General features: G+C 51.0%; 12 protein-coding genes. 11 read left to right on the plus strand and 1 reads right to left on the minus strand.

Annotated elements, in window-relative coordinates:
- Positions 1 to 468: 468 nt before the first annotated feature.
- From JRJ22_RS12080 to JRJ22_RS12125, 10 genes are all read left to right on the plus strand, one after another.
- Positions 469 to 1,932, plus strand: a complete 1,464-nt coding sequence (locus tag JRJ22_RS12080; RefSeq protein WP_206104664.1) for a circularly permuted type 2 ATP-grasp protein — start codon at positions 469 to 471, stop codon at positions 1,930 to 1,932.
- A 69-nt stretch (positions 1,933 to 2,001) separates the two neighbouring features.
- A complete protein-coding gene (locus tag JRJ22_RS12085; protein ID WP_206104665.1) occupies positions 2,002 to 2,955 on the plus strand; it encodes an alpha-E domain-containing protein in 954 nt (317 codons plus the stop codon).
- Positions 2,952 to 3,818, plus strand: a complete 867-nt coding sequence (locus tag JRJ22_RS12090) for a transglutaminase family protein (RefSeq protein ID WP_206104666.1) — start codon at positions 2,952 to 2,954, stop codon at positions 3,816 to 3,818. The genes JRJ22_RS12085 and JRJ22_RS12090 overlap by 4 nt, the downstream gene beginning before the upstream one ends.
- A 158-nt stretch (positions 3,819 to 3,976) precedes the next feature.
- Positions 3,977 to 4,807, plus strand: coding sequence for an SDR family oxidoreductase (locus JRJ22_RS12095; protein ID WP_206104667.1), 831 nt, complete (start codon positions 3,977 to 3,979; stop codon positions 4,805 to 4,807).
- A gap of 121 nt (positions 4,808 to 4,928) precedes the next feature.
- On the plus strand, positions 4,929 to 5,660 hold the full coding sequence (locus JRJ22_RS12100; protein ID WP_232381120.1) for an NAD-dependent epimerase/dehydratase family protein: 732 nt from the start codon (positions 4,929 to 4,931) through the stop codon (positions 5,658 to 5,660).
- 39 nt (positions 5,661 to 5,699) lie between these two features.
- Positions 5,700 to 6,044, plus strand: a complete 345-nt coding sequence (locus JRJ22_RS12105; RefSeq protein ID WP_206104668.1) for a DUF1801 domain-containing protein — start codon at positions 5,700 to 5,702, stop codon at positions 6,042 to 6,044.
- 20 nt (positions 6,045 to 6,064) lie between these two features.
- Positions 6,065 to 6,463: a DnaJ family domain-containing protein gene (locus tag JRJ22_RS12110; protein WP_206104669.1), complete on the plus strand. Its 399-nt coding sequence runs from the start codon at positions 6,065 to 6,067 to the stop codon at positions 6,461 to 6,463.
- Between the two features lie 160 nt (positions 6,464 to 6,623).
- Complete coding sequence (gene hrpB, locus JRJ22_RS12115) at positions 6,624 to 9,116, plus strand: ATP-dependent helicase HrpB (protein ID WP_206105105.1); 2,493 nt, start codon at positions 6,624 to 6,626, stop codon at positions 9,114 to 9,116.
- Positions 9,117 to 9,205: 89 nt separating this feature from the next.
- Complete coding sequence (locus JRJ22_RS12120) at positions 9,206 to 9,835, plus strand: general stress protein (protein WP_206104670.1); 630 nt, start codon at positions 9,206 to 9,208, stop codon at positions 9,833 to 9,835.
- A 423-nt stretch (positions 9,836 to 10,258) separates the two neighbouring features.
- Positions 10,259 to 10,618 carry a replication termination protein gene (locus JRJ22_RS12125; protein WP_206104671.1) on the plus strand — a complete coding sequence of 120 codons (360 nt, stop codon included), beginning with the start codon at positions 10,259 to 10,261 and terminating at the stop codon, positions 10,616 to 10,618.
- A gap of 2 nt (positions 10,619 to 10,620) precedes the next feature.
- On the opposite strand, the gene JRJ22_RS12130 is transcribed toward JRJ22_RS12125, so the two are convergent.
- Positions 10,621 to 11,184 (minus strand): TraR/DksA C4-type zinc finger protein, encoded by a 564-nt coding sequence (locus tag JRJ22_RS12130; protein WP_206104672.1) that lies wholly within the window; start codon positions 11,182 to 11,184, stop codon positions 10,621 to 10,623.
- A gap of 189 nt (positions 11,185 to 11,373) precedes the next feature.
- Here JRJ22_RS12130 and JRJ22_RS12135 point away from each other — a divergent pair, with 189 nt between their 5' ends.
- On the plus strand, positions 11,374 to 11,760 hold the full coding sequence (locus JRJ22_RS12135) for a DivIVA domain-containing protein (RefSeq protein ID WP_054940428.1): 387 nt from the start codon (positions 11,374 to 11,376) through the stop codon (positions 11,758 to 11,760).
- Positions 11,761 to 11,919: the final 159 nt, after the last annotated feature.

Raw genomic sequence — 11,919 nt, forward strand, 5'->3', positions numbered from 1 at the left:
ACCAGTACCGATAGTGAGCATGATTTCGCATAACCAGACTTCAGAATGAACATCAAAAGGCCCGTTTCCAGTTTTATCTGGAGATCGGGCCTTTTTTGCGGTTGATGGGACAGCCGTGACCCGCGTTTTTAATAGAAGAAACAGCGATTCAGGCAATTTAATAACAAATATATTAAAATTACATTATATGAAAAATTCATAATAGTACTGCTTGTCAACGCTCCTGCATACAATTCTATGTATAATTCACTTCTCAGCTCCCTCTAAATAACCATATGAGAAAGGAAGCGATTCCATTTATGAGGGATGGTTCATAAACTCCATATTGCTGTTATATATATTGACATAAAGATTAGCATTTACGTATTATTAAAGTAGTAATTGATATTTTTGAGGTAAATTCTTAAAATATAAGGTTTCTTGTCAACAAACTTCACACATTTTAATGATCCGAAAGGAGTCGGGCTCATGTCCAAATTAGATCCTTTGCCCGGTATTTCCCCGTATCCGCTGCAGCATTTTTTTGATGAAATGTTTGCCGATGAACGGAGTATCCGGCCTCATTACAAACATGTGGGCCGCATGTTTTCCGGAATGAGCCCCGAAGAGCTGCTAGGCAAGCAAAGACTGATGCAGCGTCGGATGATGGAAGAGGGAATTACCTTTACCCTGTACAACCCGGCTCAGGATCAACCGATGGAGCGTACGATTCCCTTCGATATGATTCCACGGATCATTCCGAAGGGCGAATGGGAAAAACTCGAGGCTGGAATCGTCCAGCGGATTACGGCTTTGAATTTATTTATACATGATATTTACCATGAACAGTACATTGTAAAAGATGGTATAGTACCGCGGCGAATGATCATCTCTAATGTATACTTCCGTCCGGAAATGGCGGGACTCCGAGTTCCTGGCGGAGCTTATGTCACCACATCCGGTATTGATTTAATCCGCCATCATGACGGGGAATATTACGTGCTTGAAGACAATCTGCGGACTCCTTCAGGCTTTTCCTACTTATTTAAAGGCAGATCGCTCATGAACCAGCTGTTCCCGGAGTTATCTTTTGCCAGTTCAATCAGGGATGTGGATCACAGCTTGAACCGTTTCCTGTCTGTGCTTCGCAGCCTGTCCCCGTCGCGGACAAAAGATCCGGTGATCGCGCTCTTGACACCTGGGGAATATAACTCAGCTTACTATGAACATGCTTATCTGGCACAGCAAATGGGCATTCATCTGTTGGAAGGACGCGATCTGGTAGCACAGGATCACAAGATTTATTTGAAGGAAATGAACGGGCTGCGCCGGGTGGATGTGCTGTACCGGCGTCTGGATGATGATTATATCGATCCGCTTGCCTTCCAGCCAAGCTCACTTTTGGGTGTCGCCGGTCTGATGAATGCGTACCGGGCAGGCAACATCGCCATCGCTAACGCTCCGGGAACGGGAGTTGCCGATGACAAAGCCATGTACGTCTATGTTCCGGATATGATCCGTTATTACCTCAACGAGGAGCCGATTTTGGGCAACGTGCCCACCTACCTTTTGTCCCGGGCGCAGGAACGGCAATATGTGCTTGATCATCTGTCCGAGATGGTGGTCAAGGAAACTTCGTTGTCCGGCGGTTACGGTATGCTGATCGGAAGCGAGGCAACACAGGAAGAGCTGGTGGATTTCCGGCTGAAAATCCTGGCTGATCCCGCCCGGTATATAGCGCAGCCGATTATGTCATTATCGAGAGCACCTGTGCTGTCCGGCGCAGCGATGGTACCGCGTCATATCGACTTGAGGGCATTTGTGTTAATGGGAGCGGACCGTAAGCCTCATGTTATACCTGGCGGACTGACCCGGGTAGCCATGAAAGAAGGCTCGCTGGTCGTCAACTCCTCCCAAGGCGGCGGCGTTAAGGACACCTGGGTAATGGCATAGTGCCGGAAAATAAGCTTTTGAATGAATAAAGTGCGGCATCAATATGGGTTAGGTGGAGGAGTGGTAACGATGCTGAATCGCAATGCGGAAGCTTTGTTTTGGATTGGGCGGTATATTGAACGGGCGGAGAATCATGCGCGGCTAATCGATGTTCATTATCACATTCAGCAGGAAGAGGATTTTCAGGCGGAGGGACATAAGTGGTCACGGCTGATCGATGCCCTCGGAGTCAGAAATGAATACCTGCAGCAATTCGAGAGCTTTGCTGAACAAGACGTATTATCCTTTATCACGCTGGACCTCGGCAATGCTAATTCCTTATTTTCTTGCGTGCATCAAGCCCGGAATAATCTGCGGACGTTGCGCCAGCATCTTCCCAGCGAGCTCTGGGATATTGCCAATGGCTTCAATCTCTGGCTTGGCGAACAGTCGGTGGCGGATATCATGAGCGGGCCGCATCAGTTCTACCAGCAGGTCAAAGAGCGTGCGGCAATGTTCCTGGGGGCGGAGCAGTCAGTTATGCTGAGAGGGAACGAATGGCATTTTATTGAAAGCGGGCGGTTTCTCGAACGGGCCGAGAATACGACGCGGATTCTGCAGGCCGTAACGGTATCCTGCAAATCAAAGGAGATCAACTCTATATACACCCAGCTGCAGGCTGTGTTGAAATCCGTAAGCGGCTACCAGGCTTTCCGGCGTTATTATGCGGATGATATGTCGCCGGAATGCATTTTGGAGTTCCTGATTGTAAATGCCTATTTCCCGCGTTCGATCCGCTTCTCGTTCCATAAGCTGGAGGAGCATTTAGCCAAACTTCAGCTGGATAGCTCCGAGAAGGGTTCGGGACATGAAAAGGTAATCCGTCAGGCCGGTAAAATCAAAGCCGATCTCGATTATATGGAAAAAGAAGAAATGTCCGGCGATCTCGTCGATGATGTGCTGAATACACTGAAGATTTCCTGCCAGAGATTAGGGAAAACGATGGAGGGCGCATTTTTTCGGCGTGAAGGAGTACGTGTATGAAAATACAGATCAACCATACAACAACCTACACCTATCCCGAACCGGTTACGGACAGTGTCAATGAAGTCAGGCTGACCCCGCGCACAAACTACCGGCAGTCCTGTTATCATCACGAGGTAGAGGTAACTCCAGCCGCTAACCTGCTGACCTATGAGGATTTTTTCGGAAACCGGGTTCATGCTTACTCTGTGAATAAGCCGCACACAGAAATGGTTATTCATACCAAGGCTACAGTTGTTACGCTTGATAAAGCACAGGGTACAGATCTGCCGCACCTTCCGCTGGAAGAGCAGGTCAGGCTGCTGAATGACGAGAAGTTCCAGAACCGGTATATTGAGTTCATTTTACCGACACGCTATACGGAAGTAACGCCGGAACTGGTTGAGTTTGCTTCACAGCATCCTTTTGACGAAGCGGAGGATATGTATGAATGGACCAAGAAGCTATCCTCTACGATCTATGAACAGTTTACCTATGATCCCGAGGCTACAAGCGTAAATACCACGGTCAAAAAGGCACTCAAGCTTAAACGCGGTGTCTGTCAGGACTATGCGCATTTGATGATTGCGGTCTGCCGCAGTGTCGGCTTGCCTTCCAGATACGTCAGCGGCTACCATTTTGTCGGTGACCTGCAGGGCGGAAATGCAGATTTCGAGCAAGCTTCGCATGCATGGGTGGAGACCCATATTCCCGGAACGGGCTGGTTGGGTTTTGATCCGACGAATAACGTAGAAGTGAACTGGCGGTACATTAAGCTCGGGCATGGCCGGGATTACAAGGATATCGTACCGGTAAAAGGAGTCTACCGTGGTGTATCCGGTACGCTGACGGTCAAAGTGGATGTTCGCAAGCTGGAGAATTAGAGGGATTCGTACAAATAGAATGAATACAGCGTGTGCCGGAATGTATTGGTACGCGCTGTTTGTATTGGATCAGTCTCATTTTTGTGCAACTTTTGCACAAAGTGATTATAAACAAGGTGCATTTGGGTAATCTTGAAACAGAGCCATGAATATGGACGATGTGGAAGGAGAGTGTACATTTGAGCCCAAATATAGCTAAAAAGCAGCGATTCGTCGGTAAAACAGCCATTATTACAGGTGCGGGCTCGGGGATCGGCCGGGCAACGGCCATCCAGATGACGCGTGAAGGCGCCAATGTAGCTCTTTTTGACCTGGTAAATGAACGTACCTCCGTACTGGAACAGAAGCTGAATAAGCTGCGCAAGGACTGTGCTCTGGCTATTGATGTTGATACTTCAGATGCGGAGCGGATGGAAGAGGCGGTACGGAGAACCATTGAGCATTTTGGCAGTCTGGATATTGTTTTTGCCAATGCAGGCATTAATGGTGCCGTTGGTCCGATCGAGGAGCTCAGTCTAAGCGATTGGGAGCGTACGATGTCGGTTAATCTGACCGGGACATTCCTGACGCTTAAATATACTATTCCCCACCTTAAGGATAAGGGCAAAGGGAGCATCATCATTACGAGCTCTATTAACGGGAACACACGGTTTACCAGCTTCGGCTGGTCGCCCTACAGCACAACTAAAGCGGGACAGGTTGCGTTTGCCAAAATGGCCGCGCTGGAGCTGGCGAAGTTTAAAATCCGCGTAAATGTAATCTGTCCGGGTGCGATTTCTACGAACATTGATGAAACGACGGAATTCAATGAGGAAGTGGAGGAAATCGTCATTCCGATTGAGTTCCCGGAAGGTGCCCAGCCGCTCGCAGACGGGCCGGGGAAAGCGGAGAATGTTGCTGATCTGGTCTCCTTCCTTGCTTCCGATGAATCGATTCATATCACTGGAGCGCAAATCGTAATTGACGGTGCAGAATCACTGTTAAGTTAATCTGATGAAACGCAGCAAAGAGAATTTTATACTACATTTATAGCTGACAGCCTTACTCTGTGGTCTTAGATCAGGGGTAGGGCTGTTTCGTGTCTGTACAGGGTTGTAAATGATACAAGTTATGGTAAAATCTCTGCATAGCCTGAAGCAGAAAGTAGGAACGTTGTCTACCCGGTCAACATCATCAGCTCAAGCTATTCGCGTGCTAATCACGGGATCAACGGGAATGGTTGGTGAAGGTGTGCTGCATGAATGCCTAGCTCATCCGGATGTCGAAGCGGTTCTGGTTATAAACCGGCGAACCTGCGGAATTAATCATCACAAGCTGAATGAAATTCTGCTTACAGACTTTTTTGATCTTTCCGGAGTTCAAGAGCAGCTGCGAGGGTATAATACCTGCTTTTTTTGTCTGGGTTCCACCTCGGCAGGAGTGAGTGAAGAAGCATATACCCGATTAACGCATGATCTCACGCTTTATATGGCAAAGGTTTTTTCGGAGCAGAATCCGGGAATGGTCTTCTGTTATGTGACTGCTACCGGAACGGACCGTACAGAGCAGGGGCGCAGCATGTGGGCTAGAGTCAAGGGAAAGACGGAGAATGATCTGAACAAGCTGCCTTTTGCCAGAACGTATTTTTTCCGTCCGGCATTTATCCGTCCTACACCGGGGCTGACCCGGACCCACAAGTATTACTATGCAATACAATGGCTGTATCCCCTGCTCCGGCTGCTGTTTCCTAATTATGCGGTTACGCTGAGAGAAATCGGACAAGCCATGATTCATGTAGCCAGCCGGGGGTTTGACCGGGAGATTCTGGAGAGCCGTGATATCGCTGCCGCAGCCAGGCAGTAGGATGTAAATCATCATATACTATGGAGAAAAGGTGATCCCATGAATGAACAAGTTACGGAATTTATAAACAGTGTCAAGCAGGCCTGGCAAATTGAAATCTGCAATAAACTCCGCCAACTGATTCATGAGTCCATCCCGGAAGTGCAGGAGCGGATGCAATACGGCAAACCGCATTTTCTCAAGAACGGGAAATATGCGGCAGTGATTACAACAGCTAAGGGGTGGGTCACCTTTACGATCTTTAATGCGGCGGAGCTCGAAGTTCCGGAGGGAGTATTTGAGCCCGGTAAACCGGAACGGATTACAGCCAAATTGCTGGAGGGCAAACCGGTTAATTATGAGCTCTTCGCAGGGCTGCTCAGTCAAGCTTCGTCTGGACTGTAATTGATGAAGGAGTTGTGAACATGGCAAACCTGTCATGGCTGGCGGAACAGCGGATCCAGGAAGCGATGAGGAACGGTGAATTTGAAGATTTGCCGGGCCATGGTAAGCCGCTGGAGCTGGAGGACCTGTCCGGAGTCCCTGAAGATCTGCGGATGTCGTTCAAAATAATGAAAAACGCGGGTGTCCTGCCGGAAGAGATCATCCTGAGGGGTGAATGTGTGACACTGGAGGGATTGCTCGTGGCTTGCCACAGCAGCGGGGAAAGCGGCAGCAGTGAGATGAAGTCGCTAAGCGCTAAATTGACTGCAAAACGGATGAGGCTGCAGGAGCTGCTGCGTGAACGCGGTTTGGAGAGCAGCAGCGTATTCACAGAATATGGTGAACAAATCCGCCAGCAGTTATTGAATGATGAGAAATAGCTGGGTAAGGAGCATTCGATCCGTACGGATTGAATGCTTTTTTTATGCAGGATAACAGCATCTTGAAATCCCTAGCAGTTTCGCCCATGATTAAGAAGTGAAGAGTTTGGAGACTACATGTCCAAATGTCTTGAGACTATAACAGTTATGGAGAGAAATGATGAAGCAGCTTCCAATTATGCAGGTGCTCCCTGACCTGAAAATAATACTAAAACATAGTAAAGCCGCCGTGCTAATCGCCGAACCCGGAGCAGGGAAAACGACCGGTACGCCTCCGGCTTTTTTGGACGAGCCCTGGATGGACGGCAAAACGATTCTGATGCTGGAGCCAAGACGCCTCGCCGCCCGGTCAGCAGCTGCGTACATGGCTGCTTGCCTCGGGGAGCAAGTCGGGCAGACGGTCGGTTACCGGATGAGAATGGACAGTAAGGTAGGTAAGCAGACGCGGATTGTTGTGGTGACTGAAGGCGTGCTGACACGGATGCTGCAGAGCGATCCTTCCCTTGGGGATGTCGGACTTGTGATCTTCGATGAATTTCATGAGCGTAGTCTCCATGCCGATTTGGGGCTTGCCTTGACACTTGAGGCGCAATCCGTTCTCCGTGAGGATCTGCGGATTCTAATCATGTCGGCTACGCTGGACGGTGAGCGTGTCTCAGCGCTGCTGGACGGCGCTGCCGTGGTGGATTGTCCGGGCCGGACCTATCCGGTAGAGACATTCTATGCTCCCCCGCAGCGTGATACTCCGCTGGAGCAATCTGCTGCAGCGGCTGTCTTGCGCGCACTCTCTGAGCAGCCTGGCGATGTGCTTGTGTTTCTGCCCGGTGAACGGGAGATCCGCCGAACCGAACGCGAGCTTGAAGGGAGCCGGCTTCCGGAAGGAACGGTGGTGCGTCCGCTGTACGGCCAGCTTCCGCAGGCGATTCAGGATGCTGCGGTGGCCGCTGCTGTACCCGGCGAGCGCAAGGTCGTGCTGGCGACATCGATCGCCGAAACGAGCTTAACGATCGAAGGGGTGCGAACGGTAATTGATACCGGCCTAAGGCGCACCCAGGTATTCTCGCCACGTACCGGCATGCCTCGGCTGACGACGGTGCCGGTATCAAAGGCATCGGCTGATCAGCGGCGCGGCCGGGCGGGTCGGACGGCACCTGGTGTCTGCTACAGGCTGTGGAGCAGGGAGGAGCACGCCCGTCTTCCGGATGACAACGTCCCGGAAATCATGGAAACCGACCTGGCGCAGCTCGCTCTGGAGCTGGCGCTGTGGGGCGTGCGCGATCCTGCCGCGCTGCCCTGGCTAGACGCGCCGCCTGCCGCGCCTTACGCGCAGGGCGTGGCGCTGCTGCGCCAGCTCGGCGCGCTGGACGCCGGCGGCGCCATCACGCCGCACGGCCGCAGCATGGCCGCGCTTGGCGCACACCCGCGCACCGCGCATATGCTGCTGCGTGCGGCAGCGCTTGGCGAAGCGCCGCTCGCCTGCCGGCTGGCGGCGCTGCTGCAGGAGCGGGACCTCTTCAAGGGTCCCGCGAATCAGAGCAGCGACCTCACGCTGCGCGTGGAGGCGCTGCTTAGGTATGAGCGCTCCGGCGACACCGGAGGCGCGGACCCTGCAGTCTTGCGCGCGGTGCAGCGCGAGAGCCGGAACCTCCTGGCGCAGCTGCAGGCCGCGCCGGGGGAAGTGCCCGGCGACCTCAGCCGTATAGGCCTGCTGCTGTCGTTTGCCTATCCCGACCGGGTCGGGCAAAAACGCGGCGAAGGCGCGTTTCTGCTCTCCGGCGGCCGGGGGGCGGCGATGCGGGAAGGGCAGCCGCTCGCGCGCTCGCCTTATATTGTTGCGGCCGGCGTAGATGACCGCGCCGGACAGGGCCGGATTATCCTGGCTGCGGATCTGCCGGAAGCCGAGCTGCTGAAGGAGCACGCAGACAGCTTGACCGAGGAGCGGGAGGTCTATTGGGATAAAGAGAGCGGAAGCGTCAAAGCACGCCGGAGGACCCTGTTTGGTGCTCTGGCTCTAAAGGAAACTACACATGAACGCCCCACCGCAGAAGAGACGGAGGAAGTGCTGCTGTCAGTAATCTCAGCGGAAGGCTTAGGAGTGCTGCCGTGGGATAAAGGCACTATCCAGCTGCGGCAGCGAATGGCGTTCATGCATGCCGTACGGACAGATTGGCCGGATGTCTCGGATGAAGCTTTGCTGCAGTCCCTACATGAATGGCTTCGGCCGTATATTCAGGGAATGCGCAATCTCCGGGATCTTCAGCGGCTGCCTTTATCCAAGGCACTGGAAGGCATGCTCGATTGGAGCGGCGGCCAGACCTTGGATAAAGAAGCGCCTACACATATTACAGTGCCCAGCGGATCACGTATACCATTAGACTACGGAAATCCGGGGACACCAGTACTTGCGGTAAGGCTGCAGGAGATGTTCGGCCAGGCGGATACACCGAGGATTGGATTAGGTAAGGTTCCTGTACTTCTGCACCTCCTCTCTCCGGCACGGCGGCCGATGCAGGTCACCTCTGATTTGGCCAGCTTCTGGCGGAGCACTTATTTTGAGGTGAAGAAGGATCTGAAAGGGCGTTATCCCAAACATTATTGGCCGGATGATCCGTTACAGGCTGAACCGACAAGCCGGACGCGCCCGGCCAAATAAAATAATTTTATCTGAATGCATGACCTTGTTTGATTCACCCGTTATAGGGTAATAATGTAGCGAACCACAATTACGAAGGAGGGCTTCAAGTGACTAACAAAATCGTAGGCATCTTCGAAACGGAACAAGAAGCGACCAGAGCAATTGAAGGACTGCACAGACAAGGGATTAGTAATGATGAGATCTCGGTTATCACAAGAGACCGTGATGAACTCAAAAACATTTCTGATGATACAGGTACCATGGCTCCGGAAGGAGTAGCTACCGGAGCAGCTACAGGCGGTGTGGTCGGCGGGGTAGCCGGACTGCTGGCCGGTATCGGAGCGTTGGCTATTCCGGGTATCGGGCCGATTCTTGCTGCCGGACCGATCGTGGCGACGCTGACAGGCGCAGCTATCGGCGCCGGTGCCGGGGGACTCGTTGGCGGATTGATCGGAATGGGCATTCCAGAAGATGAAGCACGCGAATATGAGGGTTATGTCGACAACGGTAAGATTCTCGTCCTTGTTGATGACAACGGAAGAGGACATGATATTCATGATGTTTTCCGCGGCAACCGCTCATTGAACACCAGCAGATACGACTCATTGTACGCTGACAACCGGTCAACGAATCCTGACTTAATTCCGGAAGACACTACTGTCGGGAATACTCTGGGCAACCGGGGTTCAATGAACGCTGATAGCGACCCCGATCTGTATAACCGCAACAGAATTTAACGGAATGTAAGTGAATAACTGAGGATATTCCATATTATTAGATTTCTGAATACAAAGACTGCATTTTCGGGCTGATGCCCGGGATGCAGTCTTTTTTTTACGATAAATAGTAAATATCTTTAGGCTGCAGGAGCCACTTCTCCTCAACACCTGTCCCCTTAATAACCAAATTACAACATATGAAAAATTCACAAAAAGAATTCAACAAAAATAATCCTCTCTACATACCGCTATCACAATCCACCGTGAGTGTTATCTATCTACAAACCAACCGGAAAAAGTAGGCTCTGCTCCGCTGAAACAGCTTAGGATATTCAAATTATGAAAGTTGGTAAATAGAGTTTATACTAGAGTTGTGCCGATAGTTTTGGTGTATTTATACAATATGACTGACGATACCAAAGTTCAATCAGGAGGGATTCCATGGCGTTTATGATTGCCCAGCGGGCTTTTATTAAAGTGTATTTGATTACGATGGTTGAGCAGCATAAGGGGTATGGATATCAGATGCTGGAGGACTTGCGGAGAGATTTCAAGGCGTATGGCTATTCACCTCCCCAAAGTGAGGTTTACCGTGCCCTTCATGAACTTGTGCAGCAGGGAATACTGTACCGCACCAAGCAGCTGAAAGGGAATGATCCCAAGGTCGATTTTCAGGAAATCGTACTTTATCATTTTACGGCTGACGGGGAGGAGAAAGCCAGACTGTACAAAAAACAGGTGAAGACGGATCTGGACCGCTGCCTGGGCATATTAAACAAAGCCGTCACAGACAATTATTAGACTCAGGAATCCCCTTCTCCGTTGTCTTGTCCGGGAGGTGTGACAGGGGAACTCGCACTGCCGTAATCCTCCACAGAGTCCCATGCTCCGGCGTCGTCGAAGCGACCGCTTTGCTCTTGGCGGCCCTGGCCTGCTCCGGCTGGCGGAGGTGTGATGACCTGTTCTTCGACAGGGCGTTCACCGGAGTTCGAACGTTCCGGAGAATACTCTACCGCGTAGGCGGTATGTGGGATGGCTTCGAGACGTTCATAAGGGATATTTTGTTTACTTACAATGCAGACGCCATAGGTACCGTCTTCCATCCGCTGCAGCGCAGCATCGATATCAGCCAATTCATCGTTTAATGCGATGTTGATCCCGAGATCCCGGCTTCTTTCAAAGGTCTCTGTACCTGAATCTGCCGGGTGATTGTCGGCAGAGGAGAGTTCACCGGTAGACATTTTTAGCGAATCGCCAATTAGGCTGGTTTCTTCGCCGTTATCTTTAAAGTGCTGCTCGATTTCCTGTTTATGCTGCTCCAAGGCCGCTTTAAGCTTGGCCAGCTGTGAATCTGTTAAATGACTCATTGTACCCTCTTCCTTTCAGTAATTAGAGTATTTTTGTTAGTGTATTCTTTCCTTACCCTTTTCACCGGGCAGACAATCAATAGAGCCCTGTAGCAGGAAACTGCAACTTTAGTGATATTTTCAGGGTGCTTTCAGCCTGTTATAATGAGAACTGCCGATAAACACAGATAAAGCTTGGAGGACACAACCATGGACGAACATATGAAACGCCGGCTGGATAAGCAAAGAAAGCTGTTCAGCCAGCTCGGCATCACACTTGATGCACTCACCATTCATGAGAAAGAATTCAGTATGAAGCTGCGCGGTTACGATGCAGAGGAAGTGGATACCTTTTTGGATAGCGTAATTAAGGATTACGAACGTTTTTATGCAACAATTGCCGATTTGATGGATAAATGGCAGGAGCAGCAAATAGAGATGCGGGAATTGAGGGCAGAATCAAAGGCGGCAGCGGCAGCCCCGGCACCTGTTGTCAGAGGCATTGATCCGCTTGAACTGGAGGATATTATCATTAGGCTGGAGAGTAACCTGCGCCAGTTAAAGGACAAGCTTCCCCGGACTGAAGGGTACTTATAAGCTGCGTGCGGGCACGCTGAGGCTTGTTGACATTATTGCCATCGTTTACAATTAAAGGGGCAACATATATTGGCAAGCCAGATGGAGGTTGAACCTTTGCTTAATAAACAGGCTAGGAGCTTGAATATTCGAGGCAAAATCGCGCTTGGCTATATCGTA

The sequence above is a fragment of the Paenibacillus tianjinensis genome, assembly GCF_017086365.1.
GTDB classification, from domain to species: domain Bacteria; phylum Bacillota; class Bacilli; order Paenibacillales; family Paenibacillaceae; genus Paenibacillus_AQ; species Paenibacillus_AQ tianjinensis.

Bases quoted from the DNA above. Each gene is read 5' to 3' on its own strand.
- JRJ22_RS12100 (WP_232381120.1), top strand. From the start codon at position 4,929: ATGGTAAAATCTCTGCATAGCCTGAAGCAGAAAGTAGGAACGTTGTCT.
- JRJ22_RS12130 (WP_206104672.1), bottom strand. From the start codon at position 11,184: ATGAGTCATTTAACAGATTCACAGCTGGCCAAGCTTAAAGCGGCCTTG.
- JRJ22_RS12095 (WP_206104667.1), top strand. From the start codon at position 3,977: ATGTGGAAGGAGAGTGTACATTTGAGCCCAAATATAGCTAAAAAGCAG.
- JRJ22_RS12105 (WP_206104668.1), top strand. From the start codon at position 5,700: ATGAATGAACAAGTTACGGAATTTATAAACAGTGTCAAGCAGGCCTGG.
- JRJ22_RS12085 (WP_206104665.1), top strand. From the start codon at position 2,002: ATGCTGAATCGCAATGCGGAAGCTTTGTTTTGGATTGGGCGGTATATT.
- JRJ22_RS12135 (WP_054940428.1), top strand. From the start codon at position 11,374: ATGGACGAACATATGAAACGCCGGCTGGATAAGCAAAGAAAGCTGTTC.
- JRJ22_RS12110 (WP_206104669.1), top strand. From the start codon at position 6,065: ATGGCAAACCTGTCATGGCTGGCGGAACAGCGGATCCAGGAAGCGATG.
- hrpB (WP_206105105.1), top strand. From the start codon at position 6,624: ATGAAGCAGCTTCCAATTATGCAGGTGCTCCCTGACCTGAAAATAATA.
- JRJ22_RS12125 (WP_206104671.1), top strand. From the start codon at position 10,259: ATGGCGTTTATGATTGCCCAGCGGGCTTTTATTAAAGTGTATTTGATT.
- JRJ22_RS12080 (WP_206104664.1), top strand. From the start codon at position 469: ATGTCCAAATTAGATCCTTTGCCCGGTATTTCCCCGTATCCGCTGCAG.
- JRJ22_RS12090 (WP_206104666.1), top strand. From the start codon at position 2,952: ATGAAAATACAGATCAACCATACAACAACCTACACCTATCCCGAACCG.